At 68.4% G+C, this 22,596-nt stretch carries 18 protein-coding genes; 10 read left to right on the plus strand and 8 right to left on the minus strand.

All coding sequences use genetic code 11. The features are described 5' to 3' along the window. Window positions 1-133: 133 nt before the first annotated feature. From A3862_RS00210 to A3862_RS00225, 4 genes are read left to right on the plus strand one after another with little or no spacing between them, the layout of a single operon-like run. Complete coding sequence (locus A3862_RS00210; RefSeq protein WP_043346644.1) at window positions 134-907, plus strand: ABC transporter substrate-binding protein; 774 nt, start codon at window positions 134-136, stop codon at window positions 905-907. Between the two features lie 5 nt (window positions 908-912). Further along, on the plus strand, window positions 913-1,566 hold the full coding sequence (locus A3862_RS00215; RefSeq protein WP_043346657.1) for an amino acid ABC transporter permease: 654 nt from the start codon (window positions 913-915) through the stop codon (window positions 1,564-1,566). After that, on the plus strand, window positions 1,563-2,294 hold the full coding sequence (locus tag A3862_RS00220; RefSeq protein ID WP_043386251.1) for an amino acid ABC transporter ATP-binding protein: 732 nt from the start codon (window positions 1,563-1,565) through the stop codon (window positions 2,292-2,294). The genes A3862_RS00215 and A3862_RS00220 overlap by 4 nt, the downstream gene beginning before the upstream one ends. A gap of 9 nt (window positions 2,295-2,303) precedes the next feature. Next, on the plus strand, window positions 2,304-3,593 hold the full coding sequence (locus A3862_RS00225) for an NAD(P)/FAD-dependent oxidoreductase (RefSeq protein ID WP_053610388.1): 1,290 nt from the start codon (window positions 2,304-2,306) through the stop codon (window positions 3,591-3,593). Between the two features lie 164 nt (window positions 3,594-3,757). Here the strand turns inward: A3862_RS00225 and A3862_RS00230 are convergent, their stop codons facing one another. Continuing rightward, a complete protein-coding gene (locus tag A3862_RS00230; protein WP_043386257.1) occupies window positions 3,758-4,078 on the minus strand; it encodes a hypothetical protein in 321 nt (106 codons plus the stop codon). A gap of 714 nt (window positions 4,079-4,792) precedes the next feature. On the opposite strand from A3862_RS00230, the gene A3862_RS00235 reads away from it, so the two are divergent. The 3 genes from A3862_RS00235 to A3862_RS00245 all read left to right on the plus strand — a co-directional run bounded on the left by A3862_RS00235 (window position 4,793) and on the right by A3862_RS00245 (window position 8,829). Continuing rightward, the gene (locus tag A3862_RS00235; protein ID WP_111473123.1) at window positions 4,793-6,775 is read left to right on the plus strand and encodes an acyl CoA:acetate/3-ketoacid CoA transferase; all 1,983 of its coding nucleotides are present in this window, start codon (window positions 4,793-4,795) and stop codon (window positions 6,773-6,775) included. A gap of 340 nt (window positions 6,776-7,115) precedes the next feature. Continuing rightward, window positions 7,116-7,988: a triphosphoribosyl-dephospho-CoA synthase MdcB gene (mdcB, locus tag A3862_RS00240; protein WP_053610443.1), complete on the plus strand. Its 873-nt coding sequence runs from the start codon at window positions 7,116-7,118 to the stop codon at window positions 7,986-7,988. A 106-nt stretch (window positions 7,989-8,094) separates the two neighbouring features. Beyond that, window positions 8,095-8,829: a DUF3750 domain-containing protein gene (locus A3862_RS00245; RefSeq protein ID WP_100793886.1), complete on the plus strand. Its 735-nt coding sequence runs from the start codon at window positions 8,095-8,097 to the stop codon at window positions 8,827-8,829. Window positions 8,830-8,889: 60 nt separating this feature from the next. Here A3862_RS00245 and mqo read toward each other — a convergent pair whose 3' ends face one another. The 4 genes from mqo to A3862_RS00260 form a co-directional block, all read right to left on the minus strand. Further along, window positions 8,890-10,620 carry a malate dehydrogenase (quinone) gene (mqo, locus tag A3862_RS00250; RefSeq protein WP_043755261.1) on the minus strand — a complete coding sequence of 577 codons (1,731 nt, stop codon included), beginning with the start codon at window positions 10,618-10,620 and terminating at the stop codon, window positions 8,890-8,892. A gap of 642 nt (window positions 10,621-11,262) precedes the next feature. Then, a complete protein-coding gene (locus A3862_RS32325; protein WP_257791605.1) occupies window positions 11,263-11,397 on the minus strand; it encodes a hypothetical protein in 135 nt (44 codons plus the stop codon). Between the two features lie 258 nt (window positions 11,398-11,655). Further along, on the minus strand, window positions 11,656-12,762 hold the full coding sequence (locus tag A3862_RS00255; RefSeq protein ID WP_043760643.1) for a tlde1 domain-containing protein: 1,107 nt from the start codon (window positions 12,760-12,762) through the stop codon (window positions 11,656-11,658). Window positions 12,763-12,992: 230 nt separating this feature from the next. Then, window positions 12,993-13,787: a lytic murein transglycosylase gene (locus tag A3862_RS00260; RefSeq protein ID WP_043380860.1), complete on the minus strand. Its 795-nt coding sequence runs from the start codon at window positions 13,785-13,787 to the stop codon at window positions 12,993-12,995. 680 nt (window positions 13,788-14,467) lie between these two features. Here A3862_RS00260 and A3862_RS00265 point away from each other — a divergent pair. Beyond that, entirely contained in the window at window positions 14,468-15,154 is a 687-nt protein-coding gene (locus tag A3862_RS00265) for a class I SAM-dependent methyltransferase (protein WP_043760640.1), read from the plus strand. Window positions 15,155-15,205: 51 nt separating this feature from the next. Beyond that, window positions 15,206-15,817, plus strand: coding sequence for a hypothetical protein (locus tag A3862_RS00270; protein WP_043755259.1), 612 nt, complete (start codon window positions 15,206-15,208; stop codon window positions 15,815-15,817). Between the two features lie 40 nt (window positions 15,818-15,857). Here A3862_RS00270 and A3862_RS00275 read toward each other — a convergent pair whose 3' ends face one another. Then, window positions 15,858-17,549 (minus strand): aminotransferase class III-fold pyridoxal phosphate-dependent enzyme, encoded by a 1,692-nt coding sequence (locus A3862_RS00275; RefSeq protein WP_043755255.1) that lies wholly within the window; start codon window positions 17,547-17,549, stop codon window positions 15,858-15,860. A 32-nt stretch (window positions 17,550-17,581) separates the two neighbouring features. Here A3862_RS00275 and asd point away from each other — a divergent pair, with 32 nt between their 5' ends. Further along, window positions 17,582-18,484, plus strand: coding sequence for an archaetidylserine decarboxylase (gene asd / locus A3862_RS00280; RefSeq protein WP_111473124.1), 903 nt, complete (start codon window positions 17,582-17,584; stop codon window positions 18,482-18,484). A 1,571-nt stretch (window positions 18,485-20,055) separates the two neighbouring features. Here asd and A3862_RS00285 read toward each other — a convergent pair. Together A3862_RS00285 and A3862_RS00290 are read right to left on the minus strand one after the other, a co-directional pair. After that, window positions 20,056-22,113: an ATP-binding protein gene (locus tag A3862_RS00285; protein ID WP_050735150.1), complete on the minus strand. Its 2,058-nt coding sequence runs from the start codon at window positions 22,111-22,113 to the stop codon at window positions 20,056-20,058. After that, entirely contained in the window at window positions 22,110-22,565 is a 456-nt protein-coding gene (locus A3862_RS00290) for a hypothetical protein (protein ID WP_236961626.1), read from the minus strand. Before A3862_RS00290 ends, A3862_RS00285 begins: the two co-directional genes overlap by 4 nt. Window positions 22,566-22,596 lie beyond the last annotated feature (31 nt).

Below are 22,596 nucleotides of genomic sequence, written 5' to 3' on the forward strand. Positions count from 1 at the left end.
CCTGCCTCTCGCGTGTCTCTTCATGCACGTGAAAGTCCCTTGCGTCGATATTGGAAACGTGCGGTATTCTTCACGAGAATGAAATCGGGCGGCGGCTCTCGTCGCGCAATCCGGTCATGATGGGAGCGGCAGGATGAGAAGACGATTGGCCGGGCTGTGTCTGTCGTCGACGCTGCTCCTGGGAATCCTGGGGAGCGCGGTCGGCGCCCAATCCCTGAAGGTCGGTGCGACGCCGACAGGCCTGCCGTTCACCTTCCTGGACACCAAGACGAACACCATCCAGGGCGTGATGGTCGACCTCGTCAACGCGGTCGGCAAAGAGGCGGGCTTCACCGTGGCGGTCGAGCCGCTGCAATTCTCGACGCTGATCCCGGCGCTCACCGCCTCGAAGATCGACATCATCTCGGCGGCGATGTTCATCACGCCGCAGCGCAAGGAAGTCGTGGCGTTCTCGGCGCCGGTCTACAGCTACGGTGAGGGGCTGATCGTCCCGAAGGCCGACACGAAGGATTACATGTCCTTTGCTGACCTGAAGGGCGAGACCGTGGGCGCCCAGGTCGGCACCGCCTTCGTCGAGCCGCTGAAGAAATCCGGCCTGTTCGGCGAGGTGAAGATCTACGATACGATCCCCGACATCATCCGGGACGTGAACTCCGGACGGCTGAAGGCCGGCTTCGCCGATGCGCCGATCCTGGCCTACTACGTGAAGCAGGGAGCGTTCCCCGGCGTCCGCCTGGTTGAGACCTTCAAGCCGACCGTGGTGGCCTCGGTGGCCCTCAGCGTGCGCAAGACCGACGCGGACTTGCTGGCCAAGATCGACAAGGCGCTCGCCAAGCTGAAGGCCGACGGGACGCTCCAGGCGATTCTCACCAAATGGGGCCTGCCGCCATCGGCCGACCGGTCCTGAGCTCCATGCGCGAGTTCCTCGCCGATGCTCAGGAATACCTGCCGATCCTGCTGCAGGGCGTGCAACTGACCGTCCTGATCACCCTCGCCTCCCTGGTGGTCTCGACGCTCCTCGGCTTGGTCTGGGCGGTGATGCGCGTCTCCGGCATCGCCGTGCTGGCGGGCTTCAGCGCGGTGATGATCAACATCCTGCGCGGCATCCCGATCATCGTGCAGCTGTTCTACATCTACTTCGTCATGCCCGATTTCGGCCTGTCGCTGACCGCGGTGCAGGCGGCGATCATCGGGCTCGGCATCGCCTATTCGGCCTACCAGGCGGAGAATTTCCGCGCCGGCATCGAGGCGGTGGATCGCGGCCAGGTCGAGGCGGCGCTGTCGATCGGCATGGGCTGGGGCATGACGATGCGGCGGGTGATCCTGCCGCAGGCGATCCGGATCGCACTGCCGCCCTACGGCAACATCATGATCATGATGCTCAAGGATTCGTCCCAGGCCTCCACCATCACGGTGGCGGAATTGGCACTGCAGGGGAAGCTGATCGCGTCGTCGACCTTCAAGAATACCAGCGTCTACACGATGGTGGCGCTGATGTACCTCGCGCTCAGCCTGCCGCTCATCCTTCTGGTCCGGCATCTCGAGGCCAAGGGGCGGCATCGATGATCGTGCTGAAGGACGTGCGGAAGCACTACGGCACCCTGGAGGTGATCAAGGGCGTCTCGGCCGAAGTCACCAAGGGCGAGGTGGTGTGCATCATCGGACCCTCGGGGTCCGGCAAGTCGACCCTGTTGCGCTGCATCAACGGCCTGGAAGCCTATGACGGCGGCGAGATCCGCGTCGACGGTCAGCGGGTCGACCGGGACAAGCGCAGCATCAAGGCGATCCGGACCCGGGTCTCCATGGTCTTCCAGCGATTCAACCTGTTCGCCAACCGGACCGCCCTCGAGAACGTCGTCGAGGGGCCGATCCACGTCAAGGGCGAACCCCGTGCGGAGGCCGAGGAGCGCGCCCGGGCGCTCCTCGCGCGGGTCGGTCTCTCCGGCAAGGAGCACGCCCGGCCGGACGAACTCTCCGGCGGCCAGCAGCAGCGCGTCGCCATCGCCCGGGCGCTCGCCATGCGCCCGGAGGCGATCCTGTTCGACGAGCCGACTTCGGCCCTCGATCCCGAACTCGTCGGCGACGTGCTGCGGGTGATGCGCGGGCTCGCCGACGAGGGCATGACGATGATCGTCGTGACCCACGAGATCGGCTTCGCTCGGGAGGTCGCCGACCGGGTGCTGTTCCTCGATGGCGGCCGGCTCGTCGAGCAGGGACCCGCCGCCGAGATCCTGAACCGTCCGCAGAACCCGCGCACGCAGGATTTCCTGCAGCGTGTGCTGCACCCGCTTTAGGACAAGGCCGTGGCCGAACCGTTCCCCCTCGCCCCCTCGCTCTGGGCCACTACGGCGGCGCCCGCGCCGGACACGCCGCCTCTCGTCGAATCCGGCACGGCCGACGTGGTGATCATCGGCGGCGGATTCTGCGGCCTGTCCACCGCCCTGCACTTGGCCGAGCGCGGCATCCGCCCGGTGGTTCTGGAGGCGCGGGAGGTCGGCTATGGCGGCTCCGGTCGCAACGGCGGCCAGGTGATCCCGGGCCTGAAATACGATCCCGCGGATCTCGTCGCCCGGTTCGGGCGAGAGCGCGGCGAGCGGCTCGCACGCTTCGCTGGCGGAACCGCCGACGTGGTGTTCGACCTGATTGCCCGGCACGGGATGGACGTGCCGCACCGGCGTGCCGGCTGGATTCAGGGTGCCCATACCGAGACGGGGCTCGCCGAAGTCGAGCGACGGGCGGCGCAATGGGCCGATCTCGGCGCGCCGACCCGCGTCCTCGACAAGGCCGAGGCCGAACAGCTCCTCGGGACCGGTCGCTATCGCGGCGGCTGGCTCGACGGACGCGGTGGCGCGATCCAGCCCTTGAGTTATGCCCGCGGCCTCGCCCGGGCGGCCCTGAAGGCCGGAGCGTCGATTCACGGCGCATCGCCGGTGACCTCTCTCGAACGGACGGGATCGGGCTGGACGGTCACGACGGCCCAGGGGGCCCGGCTGAATGCCGAACGGGTCGTTCTGTGCACCAACGGCTACACGGGCGGCCTCTGGCCGGACCTCGCGCGGACCGTGATCGCGGCGAACTCCTTCCAGGTCGCCACGGTGCCGCTCTCCGACAACCTGCGGCGCTCGATCTTGCCCGAAGGCCATGTCTCGTCGGACACGCGCAAGCTCCTGCTCTACTTCCGGCTGGACCATACCGGTCGCCTGCTGATGGGCGGCCGCGGTCCGTTCCGGGAGCCGCGGAGTCCTGCCGACTGGGCCCATCTCGAACGGATCGTTGGCAAGCTGTTCCCGCAGCTCGACGGGACCGCCTTCGACCACCGCTGGTGCGGCCGCGTCGCGATCACCCGGGACTACCTGCCCCATCTCCACGAGCCGGCACCCGGCCTCCTCATCGATATCGGCTGTCAGGGCCGGGGCGTCGGCCTCCAGTCGGCAATGGGTCGTGCGATGGCCGCCTACATCGCCACCGGCGATGCCGACAACCTGCCGCTCCCGCTCACTCCGATCGCGCCGCTGCCGCTTCACGCCCTCCACCGACTGTACGTGTCGGCGATCATCGCCTGGTATCGCCTAAGCGACGGCGGCATCCGCTGAGGCGGCGAGGCTCGGCGTCTCGATGATCCAGCGAGTTCCCCGCGGGCGGAGGTGCCAGGATCCCGACCGACAGGTCGGGAAGCGGACGCTATCGGCTTCTTGGGGCAATCGCGACCCGGCCATCGAGCCGCATCGGAACAGGCCTGCCGCGCCGGTGGAGCGGCTTACTGAAACCGCCGCATCTCCGGTGAAAGGGAGCGTCCGGCCTCGAGCAGGGCCCGAACCTTGCGGGTTGCATGCAGCAGGATATCCGGGCGGGCATCCTCGTAGGACGTCTCGTCGACGAAACTCTGCAGCGCCTCCGTGATCCGATCCTCGATCTCGTCCATCAGGGCGAGGCCTTCCGGACCCTCCCTCCGGAGATGTGCGTCCGCGAGGGTCAGATAGGCCGCGCTCGCCAGCAGGAAGGCGATCCCGTTCGCCTCCCGGGCCGCGTCTGAACTCGCGTCGCCGCCGTCCGTACCGTCTGCGACGTCGTCGTCCATCGGCCTATGCACTCCTCATCCGTCAGGCCCGCTGTGCCGCCTGCGCGGCGCCGCGCAAAGTAGGGAAAAAGGGGTCGGTCCCGTCACCATTCGGGCAACGTCGGCGGTGGGTGTGGCCTGCGCGCTTGCGCCCGTGGCTCAGCCGCTGGGATCGGTCCGATCCTGCGCGGCCCGCCGTTCGCGCATCCTGCAGAGCGCCCGCCGCCAGGCGGCCACGACGGCCTCGCGTGCGCCGGCCTCGGCGCCCCTGGTCGGATCGGCCGGCCGGCCCCTGCCCTCGCGCTGGCTGTTTCGGTCTCTCGGATCTCGATTCATGATCGCCTCCCTGCGTGACAGAGAGAGACGCCGAATCCAGGGACTCCGCGGTGAGGCCGCGCACGCGAACCGCGGAAACCGCGTGCGGGGGAGCACATGCGGTCACGCTCGAGCCGATCCTCGTCTGCGGCGCTGACACCGCGCAATTTTTCTGATCGTGGACCGAAGAGTTTTTCAGCAGCGCCGGTCTGCATTTTAGGAGTACTGTCACGCGGCCGGCATGGGCCCTCGTGCAATGCCGCAAATATTGATGCGGTGCAATAACGATCGTATTCAAAACTCAGCTGACTCCCGGGGCCGATATGTCCCGGAACCACGGGGGCGGCGTATGGCAGAATCGGAGGGGACGGGCATCACGGCCGGCCGCACCTCCGAAGGCCGGGGAGGATCACGGGCTCCATGAGGAAGAACAAGGTCATCTCGGCGGAAGAGGCGATCGCGCTGATCCGCGAGAACGACGTCGTGACGACAACGGGGTTCGTCCAGAGCTGCATCCCGGAGGCCCTGCACGCCGCCCTCGAGAAGCGGTTCGTCGACACCGGATCGCCCCGTGGGCTCACCCTGATCATGACGGCGGGCGCCGGTGACAGCAAAGGGCTCGGCACGGGCCGCCTGCACCATGACGGCCTCCTCTCGCGGGTCATCGCCGCCAATTTCGGCCGCATGCCGAAGGTCGCGAAGGCCGCGCAGGACAACCTGATCCGCGGCTACAACCTGCCTCAGGGCGTCATCTCACAGCTGTACCGGGCCTGCGCCGCAGGCCAGCCGGGCCTGTTCTCGAAGGTCGGCCTGAAGACCTACGTCGATCCGCGTCATGGCGGCGCCAAGGTCAACGAGCTGACCACCGAGGATATCGTCAAGCTCGTCGAGGTCGATGGTGAGGAGTGGCTGTTCTACACGGCGACCAAGATCGACGTGGCGTTCATCCGCGCGACATCGGCCGACCCGTCCGGCAACCTCTCCTATGAGAAGGAGGCGCTGACCCTGGACTGCCTCGCGCAGGCCATGGCGGCCCGCAACAACGGCGGCATCGTCATCGCCCAGGTCGAGCGCATCGTCGACGACGGATATCTTCTGCCGAAGGATGTGCGCGTCCCCGGTATCCTCGTCGACTGCGTGGTGGTCGCCGAGCCCGAGATGCACCGCATGAATTACGGCGTCATGCACGACGCCGCGCTCGCGGGCGAGATCCGCGTTCCGGTGACGGGCATCAAGCGGATGCCGCTCAACGAGCGCAAGATCATCGCCCGGCGCGCCGCCTTCGAGCTGCCGCCGAACGGCGTCGTCAATCTCGGCGTCGGTGCGCCGGAGGGCATCTCGTCGGTCGCCAACGAGGAGAAGATCACGCCCTACATCACTCTTACCACCGAGGCGGGCGCGGTCGGCGGGGTGCTGGCCTCCGGTTCGAGCTTCGGTGCGGCGACCAATGCCGACTGCATCATCGACCAGAATCAGATGTTCGACTTCTACGACGGCGGCGGGCTAGACATGACCTGCCTGGGCATGGCCGAGTGCGATGCCGCCGGCAACGTCAACACGTCCAAGTTCGGCGGCAAGCTGAATGGCTGCGGCGGCTTCATCAACATCTCGCAGAACGCCCGCACCGTGGTCTTTGCCGGCACGTTCACGGCCGGCGGCCTCGAGATCGCGGTGAACGACGGTCAGGTGCGCATCGTCAGCGAGGGCAAGGCGCGCAAATTCGTCACGCAGGTGCAGCAGAACACCTTCTCGGGTCCCTACGCGGTGGAGCGGTCGCAACCGGTCCTCTACGTGACCGAGCGCTGCGTGTTCCAGTTGACATCGGACGGTCTTGAACTGATCGAAGTCGCACCCGGCATCGATATCGAGCGGGATATCATCGCCCACATGGATTTCGCCCCCGTGGTGCGCAATCCCGTGCCGATGGATCCGCGCATCTTCCGCGACGAGCCGATGGAGCTGATCTCGGATCTGCTCAACCTCGATCTCAAGTCGCGTGTCAGCTACGATGGCGAGCGCAACATTCTCTTCATCAACTTGGAAGGCTGGTACTGCCGGGTGAAGGGCGACATGGACGAGCTGCGCATGACCATCGTCGAGGCCTGCCGCAAGGCCGGCCAGCGGGTCAACGCCGTAATCAACCACGACAGCTTCCGGCTCAACGAGAACCTTGTCGATGATTACGCCGGCATGGTCCAGTATCTGCAGGCGAACTACTACGCCACCACGACCCGGTACGCGACGAGTGCGTTCCTGCGCCTGAAGATGGAGGAGGCCCTGAACAACCGCGGGGTCGCACCACACGTCTTCGAGCGCAAGGAGGAGGCGCAGGCCTTCGTCAGCAGCACCGAGGACAAGAAGGCCCGGAAGCGGATCTCTCCGGCGGTCGCCTCGGCGGCCTGAGGAGAGTGCCGGCCGCAGGCGGCCGGCAGTTCGGGGCATTTGCCGCGCCGTCCCGGACGGGTCGGCGTGGCGGACCGTCCGGGGCCGGCATTCGGCGCGTCGTCGGTGGCTCTCGTGGGAGGGCCAAGCCCCGGCTCCCCGCGGTTATCGACAGATCACGCCTCCGCCGAGCCCCACCCGCCATCCGCGGCGATAGTGTTTCCGAAGGATCTCCAGGCCGGAGACGCCCAAGCAGACTGGGTCTGTTACCGACGCATGCACGCGCCGTTTCTTCCCGTATAGGTTGGGCCGGCCCAGTTCCGTCCGGCCATGTCGGCGCACGCCTCGGGGAGGTCCGCTCCTGCACGCTCATCAGAACCTCGCTGCCGCGACGTCCGATGCCAAACGCGCCCAGCCCCCCTGGGCCGAGCGCGTCGCCGACCTCGCCCATGCGGCTCTGATCGAGGAACTGGAGACCTGGCCGAAGCCCGGCCTCGTCAGCCTGGTGGATTCCGGCAGCCACGACGACATGGATGCCGACACCCTCCACCGGAGCGCCGTGGCGATCCGGCCGTTCTTCGCCGATCTGGTCTCGGCGGGCAGCCGAGGGGCGGAGATGGCGGAACTCCGCGGGATCGGGCTGCGGGCCGAGGCCGCGATGATGCGGGCCACCGGCGGCGTCAACGCGCATCGCGGCGCCATCTTCTCCCTCGGTCTGATCTGCGCGGCGGCCGGCACGCCGGACACGGGGCGCGGCTCCGCCGAGGCGCGGGCCGAACGCGTCGGGCATCTGTGGGGAGCGGCGATCGCCGGGGCCCCTGTCTCGCCGGTGAGCCATGGCGGACGGGCGGTGCGCCGCTTCGGAGTCGGCGGTGCCAGCGCCGAGGCGGCGGCCGGCTTCCCGACGATCCGTACGGTCGGCCTGCCGGCGCTGCGCGCCGGGCGCGTTTGCCGGCCGGGCGAGCCTGAGGCGGCGCGCGTGCACTGCTTCTTCGCGCTGCTGGCGGTGGTCGACGATACCAATCTTCTCCATCGCGGGGGACCCGACGGCCTCGGATGGGCGCAGGCGGCGGCGGCGGACTTCCTCGCGGATGGCGGAATCGCGGCGCCGGGCTGGCGGGACCGGGCGGCTGCGATCCACCGCGCCTTCGTGGCGACGCGCCTCAGCCCGGGTGGCTGCGCGGATCTCCTCGCCGCGACGCTTCTGCTCGACGCGCTCGCCGCCGCTGGTTGAGAGCGACGGTGCGAACCGATCCGCGCGGCCGCGTTCCACTGGCGGCATACGTCGGGGCACGCGCAGCCTTCATCCGGCCGGCCCATCATCGGGAGCTCCCTCGTTCGTGACCTGCTTCAGGATCGTCCTCCTCGCGCTCGCCGTGCTCTTCGTCCTGCCCGTGGCGGCATCGGCCGTGCTCTACGCGACCCGAGCGAGTGGCGACTGGCGTCTCGCGGATCGGTCCAGCGTCGGTCTGCTGCCACGCGCGGATGCGCATCCCGGCGCCGTGCTGCGCATCTTCTCGGCGCGGACCGTGAGCTGGCGCGGCATCGTGGCCACGCATAGCTGGATCGTCATCAAGGACCGCGACGCCCCCGCCTTCAGCCGGTTCGACTACACGGCCTGGGGCCAGCCGATCTGGGTCGACCGGTTCGTGCCGGACGGGCGCTGGTTTGGAAATCCGCCGTCGGTCGTGTTCGCGGCGGACGGGCCGGAGGCGGAGGCGATGCTCCCGCGGATCCGCAGGGCTGTGGCCGAGTACCGCTACAGCCGGCCCGGCGACTATGTCGTCTGGCCCGGGCCCAACTCAAACACCTTCGTGGCCGCCGTGATGGCGGCGGTGCCGGAGATCCGCGCCAGCCTGCCGACAACGGCGATCGGCAAGGATTTCCCCTACGACGGGCGCTGGGCCGGCCTGACGCCCTCCCGGACCGGAATCCGCGTCAATCTCGGCGGCTATGCCGGAGTGACCCTCGGCTGGGTCGAGGGATTCGAGCTGAACCTGCTCGGTGGCGTCGCGGGGATCGACCTGCGGCGGCCTGGAATCAAGCTGCCGGCGGTGGGCCGGCTCGGCCTCTGAGCGGCGGATCCGGCCACCACCCTGGCAGGCGTGCGCGCAGTCGCGCACGCCGAACCGGTCCTACGGCGCGAGGTCGTGGACCGGCTCCTTCACCGGCGTGGCACTGCTGTTGAGCACGGTGCTGCCGGTCGGGACCGGTTTCAGCACGGCCCGGTCGATCTGCGGCGGCGTCGGCAGCTGGAGCTGTGCGCTGGTCTCGGCCCATTCCTGGGCGACGCGCTCGGGATCGTCGTTGAGCCTCGTGCCGTAGCTGGGGACAATCGCCCGGATCTTGGCCTGCCATTCCGGCGTGGCGACCTTCTGGGCGAACACCTTCTCCAGCACCTGCAGCATGATCGGCGCCGCCGTCGAGGCCCCGGGCGAGGCCCCGAGCAGGGCCGCGATGCTGCCGTCCTTGGCGTTGACGATCTCCGTTCCGAGCTTCAGGACGCCGCCCTTGTTCGCGTCGCGCTTGATGATCTGGACGCGCTGACCCGCCTGCCATAGACGCCACTCCGCCTTTTTGGCGTTCGGGAAGTACGCGCGGAGCGCCGCGATCCGGTCGTCGTCCGACAGCATGAGCTGTCCGGCGAGGTACTCGACCAGCGGGAATTCGTCGACGCCGACCTTCATCATCGGCCAGAGATTGCTGGTGGTGGTGGAGCTGAGGAGATCGAAATAGGAGCCTTCCTTCAGGAACTTGGTCGAGAAGGTCGCGAAGGGCCCGAACAGGATCACGCGCTTGCCGCCGAGCATGCGGGTGTCGAGATGGGGCACCGACATGGGCGGCGAGCCCACGGACGCCTTGCCGTAAGCCTTGGCGAGGTGGAGCGTGGCGACGTCGGGATTGTCGTTGATCAGGAACGAGCCGCCCACGGGGAAGCCGGCGTAATCGTCACCCTCCGGAATGCCGGATTTCTGCAGGAGGTGCAGGGCGCCGCCGCCTGCGCCGATGAAGACGAACTTGGCGTCGACCGTCCGGCGCGTGCCGTCCTTGAGGTTCTTCGAGGTCACACGCCACGAGCCGTCGGCATTCTTCGCGATGGTCTCGACTTCGGTCGACAGCCGGAGCTTGAAGCTCGGCTGTTTCTGCAGATGGGCGACGTATTGACGGGTCACCTCACCCCACTCGCAGTCGGTGCCCAGCGGCGACCACGTCGCGGCGACCCTCTGCTTCGGGTCGCGCCCCTCCATCATCAGGGGCACCCATTTGCGGAGCTGCTCCGGATCCTCCGAATACGCCATGCCGGCGAAGAGCGGGCTCGCCTTGAGAGCCTCCCAGCGCTTCTTCAGATACGCGATGTTGTCGTCGCCCCAGACGAAGCTCATGTGCGGCGTATAGTTGATGAAGGTGTGCGGATCCTTCATCACGCCGGTCCTGACCTGATGCGCCAGGAACTGACGGGTGACCTGGAAAGCTTCGTTGATCTCGACCGCCTTGGCGATCTCGATCTGTCCCGTCTTGTTCTCGGGCGTATAGTTCAGCTCCGCCAGGGCCGAGTGTCCGGTGCCGGCATTGTTCCAGCCGTTGGAGCTCTCCAGGGCGACCTGATCGAGCCGCTCGACCATCTGGATCGACCAATCCGGCTCCAGTGCATTCAACCAGATGCCGAGGGTCGCGCTCATGATCCCGCCGCCGATCAGCAGCACGTCGACCGTGCCGTCGGCACCGTCGGCCAGGACCGGCGAGCCCGGCAGCGCGGCCACGGCCAGGCCCGTCGCGGCCGTTCCGAGGATCTGACGCCGGCTGAGAGGCAGCGCGGCCGAGGCACGGCGGTTACGCAGGTCGTGAGTCTCGTCGTCGCCACGCATGGGCAGATCCCGCTTTTTGCGTACCGGACAGGCCCGATCGGCCGATCCGCGTACGGAAGACACTCGATACGACGAGCGAGAGCCCCGCTCGTCAGGCCTTCCGGATCGTTTCCCCGTTGCCGTGGCGGCGTGGCGACGGTCTCGATCGACCCGACACGACGGTCCGGCGCGTGTCCGCAGCGGTGCGAAGTTCCTATGCCCGCGCAGATCGCGAGGCGACGGAACGTACCGATGCGACGCGCGTGTCTCCTGCCACTCGGACGCCCGATCCGGCCGGAGCCGTACTCTTCGGTCCAAGACCTCGAACGCGCACAGGCGCGATCGCCGAGGGGGAGGAAAGACGCTGGCTGGCTTAGCTCAGCAGATTGATGTCGGCCTCTTAGAGGACGAGGCTCGAAAGGACAATCGCTGCAGGGGTTGCATTCACCGTCTGCCTGTCAGGCCCGGATGCAAGCATCGAAGGTTGACGACCAACCGCGGTATGACAGGCCAGCACGACCGGGCGTCGCCGATAGACTGTCCGGGATCGTGCGTCCGGATCCGCGATCGACGTTATCGGATGGACTGGCAACGGCTGATGCTGCGCGACGGCCGGCGGTCGGTTCAGTTCGGCATGACGCGCCCTGGCGTCGTCAAGTCGATTCAGTCGCCGTCCATCCGGGTGGCGCGTCGCAGCTCGGTGGCGACCCTTTCGGGCGCCTTGGCGGTCTGGACGCCGGTGACCCACCGGTCTCCCCCGATCCGGTGGTAGCCGGTACCGGCGACGAGGGTCTTCACGAGCACGGTCCGAACGGGTCGGAGGATTCCGGCTTGCGGCCGCTGCCCATCGCATCGATGAGCGGGCCGGCCTCTCGGTCCGTGACCTCGGACGGCACGACTTCCCAGCACCGACGAACCGTGTTGCGGGAACGGCATCCGCAGAGGCGGCGCGTCTTCACCCGGCGCGGGACGACGATGCGCCGCCTTCTGCGGGGGAGACCGGCCGGTTCAAGGCGCGAGGCGCGGCGCGCCGCCGGCTCATGTCGCGGGGCGGGTTCAACCGCCGTTGCGGGCCATCCGGGTCGTGACCGTACCGGCGGCGAGGCTCGGGAGCGGATCCTGCGTGCCGCTGACCACGACGAGGCGCTGCACCTCGCCGCGCAGGAAGGCCTGAAGGAACCGCTCGTAGTCGCGGAACGATACGCAGCCGTTCGAATCACCGCGCGGCCCCAGCATGTAAGTGTGCGCCAGAAGGCCGACACGGCCATAGACCGCCTCGTTGCCGCCTACCGGCGTGAGCCGGATGGCCCGAACCCCGTGGAACGGCCGCTCGCGCTCGGTGAGATCGTAGGTTCCGGGCGGCGTCGGCCCGCGCATCCGCACATTGACGAGGCGGGGATCGTCCAGCCCCTCCCCGAGACCCGAATGGGCCTCAAGACGCTCGCCGTTCGGCAGCGTCACGATCTTGGCGGCGATGTTGTAGACGGCCACTCCGCCCGTCGGGCTCGGCGCCGGGGACAGCGCCAGCGGCGGCGAGATCCGCCGTTGCGGCGCCACGTCCGCAGGCTTGCTCTCCAGAGCGGCGTAGGCGAGAGCCGGTCCGCGTTCGATGCCGAAGAGCTTCTCGAGGAAGGACCGCTCGTCGGTCTGGGGAGCGGGCTGCGCCACAGGCGGGACGTCGCGGCGCGCCATGCGCCGGTCGGACCGACGCGCGAAGCCGGTTCCGGCCGGCGCACGGAATTCGGGCGGCCGCGGAATCGGAAGCGGGACGACCATCGCGGCCTGCGGCGGCTCCGCGGCTTTCGGTTCGGTCTCGGCGCCGGGCTCCGGCACGGGTTCTGGTGTCAGGGCGGGCGGCGCGATCTGGGTCCAGGCCCAGCGCGACAGCTTTCCGCCGGCGGCTTCCCGCCACGGATCAGGCGATCCCACCGTTTCCGATTCGACGACGGTGGCCGCCGCCGTCTCAGCGGCATCCGATCTTGCGGTCGACGCCTCCGTTCGGGCGATCTCGATCTCGGCGGCCGGATCCGGGGCGCGGTGCAGGACGCTGCCCCCGAGGGCAGCGAGGGCTACCACGCCGGTGAGCACCGAAAGGGGCGCCAGCCAGGCGCCGCGCGCGGTCTGGGATTTGAGGCCGTCCAGCGGCACGGATTCGACAGCCATGCGGTTGCCCATGCTCCTCGTCGCGAGACGGGGCAGACCGGCGGCGGCTCTCCACCACAGGGGGAGGAATCGCCGCGGGCGGACCGGCCCCGCTCAAAGCGAGACAGCGGGGTCGGGCCGGCTTTTCTGCGGCGATGCGATGGTCGATCTTGGATTGATCGGGACCATTTTCAGGCGCACCGCCACCAGTGTTCGTGTCTCTAAGACACGGATCTATGTGCGATAGACTGCTAGTCGTTGTCGATTTGACGCCCGAGCAGCGCGATCGCCTTCTCGTAGACCGGGGCCGCGTTCCAGCCCTGGATCGCCGCGAAGTTCGGCTCGCCGGGCTGGTAGCCGGCGCCCGCCCGCCAGCCATGGGCCTTGAGGAAGTTCGCGGTCGACGACAGGGCCGCCCCGACATTGTTGAGGTCGCCGGTGCCGTAGGTGAGCACGTTCTTCGGCAGGAACTGCGTGTGGCCGACCTCGCCATGCGCCGCGCCGCGGGTGCTCGGGGTGAGCAGGCCGCGATCGACGAGGGTCAAGGCGGCGTAGAGCTGATCCGTGAAGTATTCGGAGCGGCGGCAATCATAGGCGAGCGTCGCCACCGCCGAGAGCGTATTGACGTTGCCGCGCACGGCGCCGAAGCCGGTCTCCATGCCCCAGATCGCCAGGAGCGGTCCCGGCGGGACGCCGTAACGCTGCTCGATGGACTCGAAGAGGGCAGCGTTCTGCCGCTTCAGGGCGCGTCCGCGGGACACGATGGTCGGGCCGCCGCGCTTGGCGAGGAATTGCTCAAGCGACAGCTTGAAGCTGTGCTGTCCGCGATCCGCCGAGATCGTGGCGGTGGAATAGGTGGTGTTCTGCAATGCCGCGAGGCTGGCAGCGCTGGCCCGGCCCCGCGCCTCCTCGGCAAACTGCCGCTTCCACGCATCGAACCCGGCCGCTGTGTTGCCGCACTGCGCAGCCTGCACCTGCCCGGCGCTGAGGGCGATCCCGGCAAAGGCCGCGACCGCGATGGTCTGACGCCGCAAATTCTCGATCACGCGAAACACTCCTTCGGCGCGTCCTCGCGCCCTGTCCTGCTGGCGATACCGGGCCACATCTGGTCGATAAGAGGGCGAGAAGATGTCGAAGGGGCGACCTTCACCTTTCTCGCCCTCAAATCATTGCGCATCCGCGGATCTCCGACGAGAGCGCGGTGGCTGCGGGTTGGCGGCATCGTGAATGCCGCGTTTTCAGGCGTAGCCACCGCTTGAGAGGCGCGAGCCACGGTTCAAAGAACAGGCATTGGGCGGATCGCATTCCTGGCGTCGGTCGAAGATGTTCCGTCTGGATCATCGCTATTTTGCCAACGAAATTAGGATTGGCTCGCGCCGTTGATGATACTGTCACAACGCTGTCAAACGACGGACATAGCTTTGCCGGCGGAAAGACTTCTGCGGAGGGGCGGCGTGGGGTCGATGATTGTCGGTGTGGCTCGGCATGAACCAAGAGTCCGCCACCCGCATTTGCGCTCCTCCTGATCGGCCGATGCTGTCTCGCAAAGCTTGCGGTCGATCGGGCCAGGGCCCAGGCGGTCGCGCATCCTCCGCCTGCGGAGCAGCCGGTCCGAACCCGCGCTGACACGACTTCGATCCCGAACGCACGACCGAAATCCGCAACACCGGCGGTCAGACCAAGACCGCCCCTGCGCCGACCTTGCCGACATCGAGACAGGATGCTCATGGCCATCGGAATGCACGATACCGGTTCCTCGCGTCCGGCGACGCTCGGTCCCGATCTCGACCGCGACGGAGTTGCCAAGGCCTATGGCCGTTGGGCGCCGGTCTACGATCTGGTCTTCGGGCCCGTCTTCGCACAGGGCCGGACCCTGGCGGCCGCGGCCGCGGAACGGATCGGCGGCCGGATCCTGGAGGTCGGGGTCGGAACGGGTCTGTCCCTGCCCGCCTACCGGCACGCCCGCAGCATCGTCGGGATCGATATCTCGGCGCCCATGCTCGAGAAGGCGCGCCAACGGGTGGCGCGGCTGCGCCTGCGCAATGTCGAACGTCTCGCCGTGATGGACGCGGAGCATCTCGACTTCGCCGACGCGTCCTTCGACGTGGTGGTGGCACAGTACGTCGTCACCGCGGTGCCCAATCCCGAGGCGGCGCTGGACGAGTTCGCCCGGGTGCTCCGCCCCGGCGGCGAGATCGTGATCACCACCCGGATCGGTGCCGAGTCCGGCCTTCGGCGCATCGTCGAGCACGCCCTCGCGCCGGTGACCAGCCGCCTCGGCTGGCGGACCGAGTTCGCCTGGGAGCGCTATGCCGCCTGGGCCGTGACTGCACCCGTGGAAATCGTCGAGCGCCGGGCGCTCCCGCCCCTCGGCCACTTCTCCCTCCTCCGCCTGCGCAAGCGCGACGCCTGAGGGCGCCTCACCTCCGACCAGCCCACCCAAATCCGAGCGGGGACGAACACCATGGCGAGTTTTCTGGACGCGCTGCGCGTGCAGCGCTGGGACGATCATCGATACTACCACCACAACCGCATCAACCAGAGCCTGCACGTCGTCAGCGCGATCAGTTTTCTGTTCGCCTATGCCCTGGCGTTCAAGGATCCGGCCACGGCGGCGTTGATCGGTTGGCTCGTGGCGATGACCTCCCGGCAGGCCGGCCACCTCTTCTTCGAGCCGAAGGGCTACGACCACATCAACGACGCGACGCACGAGCACAAGGAAGAGATCAAGGTCGGCTACAACCTGCAACGCAAGGTCGTACTCCTGGCGATCTGGGCCCTGTCGCCTCTGCCGCTCTATTTCGACCCGAGCCTGTTCGGATTGATCTCACCGCACCAGACCACCGCGGACCTGATCCGCAACGTGGGCTGGATCTGGCTGTGGCTGGCGCTGGCCGGGCTGCTGTTCCGGATGGTGCAACTCTTCGTCCAGCGCGACGTGCAGACCGGTCTCGTCTGGGTCGCCAAGATCCTTACGGACCCGTTTCACGACATCAAGCTCTACCATAAGGCGCCGCTCGCGCTGCTGCACGGCGAACTGGTCGAGGAGCAGGAGCCGCACGAGCGCGGGGCCTGAGGCTGGATCCCGCGCCGAGCGCGCGGCTCGGCGCCCCGGATCAGTCGTGATCCGGGGCGCGCAGGCCCAGCCGGGTGCCGAGCCTGCCCAGGCGCACCGCCGCGACCTCCCGCAGGATCGACCGGCGGATCGCCTTGTCGCTGGGGGCGCCACCCTCCCACCACCCATCCGACCGCATCGCCTGCGCCGCCGCCACGAAGCGCGTCGCCACGGCGTCGAAGGCCGCGTCGTCGTAGGCGAGGCTGAAGATCAACCGGCCGGTCCCGACCCACGACAGGGCCAATCCCTCCGCGCGCAGGTAGAATTGCAGCATCCAGTTGTAGCGCGACGGCTTGGTGTACAGGACCGTCCACACCGTCGACATGTTGGCGACCCGCACCGGCAGGTCGGCGTCCGCCAACAGGGCGTTGAGGCGCCGCGCGCGCCCGTCCCAGGTCGCGTCGAGGTCGGCATAGAGGGCAGCGACCGCTGGGGTGTCCAGCCGCTCGAGGAACGCGCCCATGGCGCCCATCACGTAGGGATGGGCATTGAAGGTCCCGCGGGCGAAGCAGATGTCGACCGGACGATCGTCCCGGTAGCGGCGCATCAGGTCGGCGCGCCCGCACAGGACGCCGACGGGCAGCCCGCCACCGAGCGTCTTGCCGTAGGTGACCATGTCGGCACGCACGCCGAAATACTCCTGCGCGCCGCCGCGGGCGAGGCGGAAGCCGAGGAAGACCTCGTCGAGGATCAGCACGATCCCCCGGGCGCTGCACACCGCCCGCAGGTCGTGGAGCCACTTGGTGTAGGCGGCGCGGTCGAAGGACGCCCTGCGACCGCTGTCCACCAGCGCGGAATCGGCCGGCGCGCCGGCATTCGGATGCAGGGCCTGGAGCGGGTTGACCAGGACGCAGGCGACGTCGCGGCGGGTGGCGAGCACCCGCAGCGTCCGCTCCGACATGTCGGCCAGGGTGAGCGTGTCGCGGGTCGGGACCGGGTTGCCGATGCCGGGCTGCACCTCGCCCCACCAGCCGTGATAGGCGCCGCAGAGCCGGACGATCCGGCGCCGGCCGGTGTGGTAGCGGGCGAGTCGGACCGCCTGCATCACCGCCTCGGTGCCCGACATGTGGAACGAGACCTCGTCGAGGCCCGAGATCGCCTTCAGCCGCGCGACGTTGCCGGAGACGACCGGGTGCAGCGGCCCGAGCACGGGGCCGAGCGCCGCGACGCGGGTGGCGCCCTCCTCCAGACAGGCGCGGTAGAAATCGACGCCGAACAGATTCACGCCGTAGGAGCCGGCGAGGTCGTAGAACACGTTGCCGTCGAGATCCGTGACAGTCACGCCCTCGGCGGACGCCGCGAAGGCGCCGGTTCCCAGCTGCGCGCGCACGTGGCGGGCATACTGGAACGGCACCCGGTACAGCCCGGTGAACTGCAGGTCCGAGAGACCGTCGCGCACCGCCTCGGTCTCGGCCCGCGTCCGGGCGAAGCGTGTCCGGAACCGGCCGGAGAGCCTGGCGAAACCCGCCTCGCGGCGCAGAGCCACTGCTTCGTCCGGTTCGTCCGACCGGAAGAAGGCGCGCTCCGAATAGGCGTAGTGCGGGATCAGCCCGGCGACGCGCCGGGCCATGCGGGCATGGCCGGTGAGCGAACGGTGCTTCGCCCGCGACAATTGCAGGCGCTCTGCCGCGCGCGGCAGGGCGAGAACCGCGGTGGCGGCGGTGGCGGACAGGGTGATGAGGAGCGCGGACATCGCCCCGCGCCCTATCGGAGACGGTTCACGGCATGATGACGGTTGCCCGATCCCGGTTGCGGGCGGTCCTGGCGCGGGTCGGCGCGCAGGAGGATCTCAATTTCCTTTTGACGAACCGCCTTCCGCGCCGGTTCGCCACCCGGTTCATGGGCCGGTTCAGCCGGATCGAACAGCCCCTGGTGCGCGACCTCTCGATCGCGACGTGGCGGTTGTTCTGCGACGTCGATCTCCGCGACGCCGAGAAGACGCGCTTTCCCAGCCTTCACGCCGCCTTCGTGCGCGCCCTACGCCCCGACGCCCGGCCGGTTGCCCCCGATCCCGCAGTGCTCACCAGCCCCAGCGACGCGATCCTGGGCGCCCATGGCCGCATCGAAGCGGGACGCCTGTTTCAGATCAAGGGCCTGTCCTATCCGCTCGCCGATTTGCTCGGCGGCGATGTCACGCTGGCGCGCGCCCATGAAGGCGGCTGTTACGCCACCCTGCGGCTGACGGCCGGGATGTACCATCGGTTTCACGCGCCGCACGATCTGCGCGTCGAGTCGGTCCGGCACATCTGGGGGGATACCTGGAACGTGAATCCGATCGCGTTGAAGCGTGTCGAGGCGCTGTTCTGCCGGAACGAGCGCGCGATCCTGCGCCTGCGCCTCGCGGAAGGCGGCCATGCCGTGACCCTGGTGCCCGTGGCGGCCATCCTCGTGGCGGGCTTGCGCCTCGGCTTCTTGCCTGAAGGGCTTGCCCTGCGCGAGACCGGGGGGCGGACCTTGCCCAGCGGCACGCATCTGGCGAAGGGCGCGGAGATGGGCTGGTTCGAGCACGGCTCCACCATCGTGGTGCTGGCAGCGCCGGGCTTCACGTTCTGTCCGGGACTCTCCGTGGGGTCGCGTCTGCGCGTCGGCGAGCCCCTCATGCGCCTTCCGGAGCCGCCCATCCGCTGACGATCTGCGACGCCCTCGCCCGCACCTTACGCGTAGGGCTGGCGAAGCCGCGCCTTGCCGACCCGGCGCGGTCTGCGATGCGCGCGTCCTTGAGGACTCACAGGAGACTGACACGGCCCCGATCAGCACGCGACGGGCAGGATGCGCCGGCGCTGCCCGCCACGTGCGCGCGCCTCTCGGCCCGGCAGAGGCCGGACCGTGCTTTACCGCGCCATCACACAGGCTGTCATTTCTCGGCAAAGCTTGTCCTGATTTGAGGAATCCCCACAGGGAGTGCTCTCAAATGAGCTTGGCCTAAAGCACACGGAACTCTGTCCATACAGATCCGTGCTTACAGAGAAGTTTGACCTTGTTCGCGAACGGCCCCTCACGTCCGCTCAGCTTCGCGTTTCCGTGTTCTCGACCGACTGCGGCTTCCGCGATGGCTCGGAGGATAACAAATTGCCCTCGTCTCACCGTCTCACCGTCTCACCGTCTCACCGTCTCACCGTCACGGTTTTTCGGATTGAGGCGGCAGTACCACAGCCTGGTTCCGGAAAAGAATCTGCGCAGCACAGTCCGCAGCAGATCCGACAACCCGCCTTGGTGCACGCTAACATGAGAATTTGTCTTGATTTCTGTTACCTCTGGAGGGGCGGTCTCATTTAAGTTTATCCCGATTTGTAGGGAACGTGATCCGCCTCGCTCCCTAGACCCGACATGCCCAGGCGCGGATGCCTGGTCCAACCCTTGGAAACAGAGGCCGGCATCAAACCCGATGCCGGCTCGATCATAGGGCCGATGGGTCCAGACCGCGTCCTTAGCGTGATCTGCGGACCGGACCATGCCCTTCGGGTTGCCGTACTTTCTTTTCGGAATGGCCGCGAGGACACCACCGGCCCCCAACGCCGGGGGGCATCCGGTCGAGCGCCCTGATCGTTCAGGTCCGAGGAGGCGCCCTGGCGGTCGGCTCGGCTGGCTTCGCCGATACCGTCGCTGCGGTCCTCACGTGTTCGGATCGGCCGCTCCACGATGATCTGGACGGCGGCCCGGCATGCACGAGGAAGCCGCCTCGGGACGAGGCGAGCCGGACGGCTGGGACAGCCGAGGCAGACTATCATGAAAGCGTGTCCCGATTTACGGCCCTGCCAATGGTACGCACTCAAGAGAGCTTATCCCGATTGTCAGGGAAGCCTGTCCTCACGCCCGGGATGTGCTTGAAGCCGGTGGCCTCCGCAGAGGGGGTGGCCTCCGCAGAGGGGCGCCCGTGACCGCGCCGCCCCTCTGCGGACATGATGATTCCCGTGTTGGGCCTGAGCCAGGACCGCTGGCCGGGACGAAACCTTTTCGGTTTCGCGGCCTGATCGGGCATCCACTCCCCGGAATTGCCGCGCGCAGGAATGCTCTCCGCTTTCGACGGGCAGGGCGACACCCACGTCGGACGGGGTCTGCGGAGAGCGGGGAGCGTTTGCGAGGCGGTCGTCGAGCTCCCTGCCCTCTTCCTTCGTCGAGGTCACGAAATCGGGGACCGCGGGTCGAAACACCGGTCCTGGGCGGGCACAGCCCCGACGCCGTCGGTCATCGAGGCCGTCTCAGCTCGCCGCGCTCAGGTCCCTTGCCCTCCTGAGCACGCCGACCATGGCTGGTTCGATGTCCGTCGAGCGAGTGACCGAGGCACCCCCGCCGGGAACAAGATCCAGGTCGTGGCGGCGACCGAGCGCCGTGGGCTCGCTCATGAGGCGCCGGCACAGCAATTCCGCCAACGACGGATCCTCGACGGCACAGACGATCTGCCGGCCCGACCGCTGCAGGGCCGACAGGACCTCGACCAAGTGCAAGGCCCGGAAATCATCGATGTGCTGGACCGGGTCGTCGAGCATGAGCGTCCGCCAATTGCACCATGGCCGGGACAGGTGAACGGAGAGGAGGAAGGCCAGCCCGGCCGCACGCCTCTGCCCGCTGCTGAACACGAATTGCGGGTTCAAGCCGTTGCCGACCCGCAGGCTCAGGAAACGCCTGACGTCGCCGCGTATGCCGTAATCGATGGTCCGCCACTCGGAATGCGGGCGAAGCCGCTGGTACAGCTCGTTCAGCAGCGGGCTGATAACCGCCAGGCGCTCGTCGATGATCTCGGCATTCGTCCTGCGGACCGTACGATCCAGCGTCCGGGCGGTCGTCACCGCAGCGTGGGCGCGCGCGAGCCGGTCGCTCGCGTCGTCGGCCTCTGCCCGAAGCGCTTCGAGGCGCGCTTCGAGCTCCGTTACGCGTTCCACCGCCTGCGAAGCTTCCAAGGTGAGGATGCTCCGTTCCAGGTCGATCAACCGACTCCTTTCGGCCTCCACCACCTCCTCCAGGGCCTCTGGGTCGTAGGCCAGCTCTCCATCCAGGGAACGTCGCACGAGCTCGGCCGAAAGCGCCTCTTCCCGGGCTTCCAGCTCGGCTTGGGCGGACGCGAGGCGATGGACGACCGTCTCGGCCTGCTTCAGGATCTCGCCGGCATCCTCGACCCGGGTTCGGGCCGCCGCGACCTCGCCTCGCGCCTCCGGCACTGCCGACCGCCGGGCGGCGAGGCGCTGGCGCGCGGATGCGAGCCCCGTCTCGAACTCGGGGGCGCCCTGCGGCGCGCGGCATAGCGGGCAACGGTCGTCATGCAGGCCGATCCGGCTGCCGTGATCGACCAGGATCGCGAGCGACGCGGCGAGGCCGTCGCTTTCCTGTTCACGGTCCAGGCGCGCCTCGGCGGCCTGCAGCTGGCGGCGGGCTTCCTGGACCGCGACCTCGGCTTCGGCCACCGCCACCGCGTCCCGGCCTGCGCTGTCGCCGTGTCGCGCGACCGTGTCGCGCAATGCGGCCACCGCGCGAGCCTCGTCGGCGACCCATCCCATCTCGCCGAGGTTCGAACGGCGCCTGGCCAGCGTCTTCCGAGCTGCCGCGACCCGAGCTCCCAGGTCGGGGCCGGCCCCAGGCGTAAGCTCGTCCAGGGTGGCAAGGACGGCCGCGACGTCCCCGGCCTGCAGGGCGACGTCCCGGATCTGCTCCAAGTCGGTCAGCGCCGCGGTCAGACGTGCGCGCGCCTCCTCATAGGCCTGCGCGGCGGCATTGTGTACGGCCTCGGCGGAGGACAGGGCCTCGCGAGCCTTGGCGGCGTAATCCGGACCCTCGATGGCGCCCAGCGCCGCGCGCACGAACTCGAACCGTTGCGTTTCCGTCAGGTCGAGGCTGAGCGCAGCGATCCATTCGTCGCGAATGATGGATGTCCTGCAGACCTGCTGGAGGGCCCGCTCGGGCTGCGCGCCCGGAACGCAGAGCATCGCCTCGATGCGTGCCGCGTCCCGGTCGGCGCCGGTCTCGCGCGAGCGCGTCACTGCGAAGCCGCTCCCGTCATCGGCGCGGAATCCCACGGTGACGAAGTGCGCCTCCGGGTGGCCTTCGCCGCGCCACCAGACGTAGTCGTCGAGGCTTTCCTTCGCCGCCTTGTCGACGAGGTACTTGTCGATTTGGCCGGTGAGGGCGAACTCGACCGCGTCGCACAGCGTGCTCTTCCCGACGCCGTTGCGTCCGCAGATCACGGTGAAGCCAGTGCCGAAATCGACCCGCTGGCGCTCCAGGAAGCCCCGGAAGCCGCACAGTTCGAGGTAGTCGAGCCTCATGGCGCATCCACCAGGATGCGCGCCACCTCGGAAGCGCTCGCCGCGCCCAGGAACGCGGCCACAGCGTCGTCCGGCAGGTCGCTCAAGCGCGCCCGCAGACGGGCCCGGTAATCGGCCCCGCCGATCTCGGGTGCGCTGAGGACCGGCAGGAGGGGCAACAACGTTCTTCGCAAATCGGCCACCGTGCGCAAGTCGCCGCGCGCGATCTTGCGGGTCATGGAGAAGTCCTCCTCGATCCGCTCGATCCGCCGCGCGAGGGCCGGTTCGGAGCCGCAAGCCAGGAACAAGGCGTAAACGTTCCAGGCCTTTGTGCCTGCAGAGCGCAACGAGGCCGCATGCCGGCCGAGCGTGGCCTGCTGGATTTGCTGCCAATCGGCGAGCAGGCTCTCGCCGCTCGCGAAGACGTGCAGGAATCCGACGACCGCCGCGTTCTCGAAGCAGACGACCGGCACGCTGCCGCCCGGCCAGGTCCAAGTCTCATAG

Source organism: Methylobacterium sp. XJLW (genome assembly GCF_003254375.1).
In the GTDB taxonomy this organism is placed as follows: Bacteria; Pseudomonadota; Alphaproteobacteria; order Rhizobiales; family Beijerinckiaceae; genus Methylobacterium; species Methylobacterium fujisawaense.

Excerpts from the sequence above, each read along its gene's own strand:
- A3862_RS00210 (WP_043346644.1), top strand. The coding sequence starts at position 134 with ATGAGAAGACGATTGGCCGGGCTGTGTCTGTCGTCGACGCTGCTCCTG.
- A3862_RS00265 (WP_043760640.1), top strand. The coding sequence starts at position 14,468 with ATGGCCATCGGAATGCACGATACCGGTTCCTCGCGTCCGGCGACGCTC.
- A3862_RS00230 (WP_043386257.1), bottom strand. The coding sequence starts at position 4,078 with ATGGACGACGACGTCGCAGACGGTACGGACGGCGGCGACGCGAGTTCA.
- A3862_RS00275 (WP_043755255.1), bottom strand. The coding sequence starts at position 17,549 with ATGTCCGCGCTCCTCATCACCCTGTCCGCCACCGCCGCCACCGCGGTT.
- asd (WP_111473124.1), top strand. The coding sequence starts at position 17,582 with ATGATGACGGTTGCCCGATCCCGGTTGCGGGCGGTCCTGGCGCGGGTC.
- A3862_RS00285 (WP_050735150.1), bottom strand. The coding sequence starts at position 22,113 with ATGAGGCTCGACTACCTCGAACTGTGCGGCTTCCGGGGCTTCCTGGAG.
- A3862_RS00235 (WP_111473123.1), top strand. The coding sequence starts at position 4,793 with ATGAGGAAGAACAAGGTCATCTCGGCGGAAGAGGCGATCGCGCTGATC.
- mqo (WP_043755261.1), bottom strand. The coding sequence starts at position 10,620 with ATGCGTGGCGACGACGAGACTCACGACCTGCGTAACCGCCGTGCCTCG.
- A3862_RS00220 (WP_043386251.1), top strand. The coding sequence starts at position 1,563 with ATGATCGTGCTGAAGGACGTGCGGAAGCACTACGGCACCCTGGAGGTG.
- A3862_RS00215 (WP_043346657.1), top strand. The coding sequence starts at position 913 with ATGCGCGAGTTCCTCGCCGATGCTCAGGAATACCTGCCGATCCTGCTG.
- A3862_RS00255 (WP_043760643.1), bottom strand. The coding sequence starts at position 12,762 with ATGGCTGTCGAATCCGTGCCGCTGGACGGCCTCAAATCCCAGACCGCG.
- A3862_RS00270 (WP_043755259.1), top strand. The coding sequence starts at position 15,206 with ATGGCGAGTTTTCTGGACGCGCTGCGCGTGCAGCGCTGGGACGATCAT.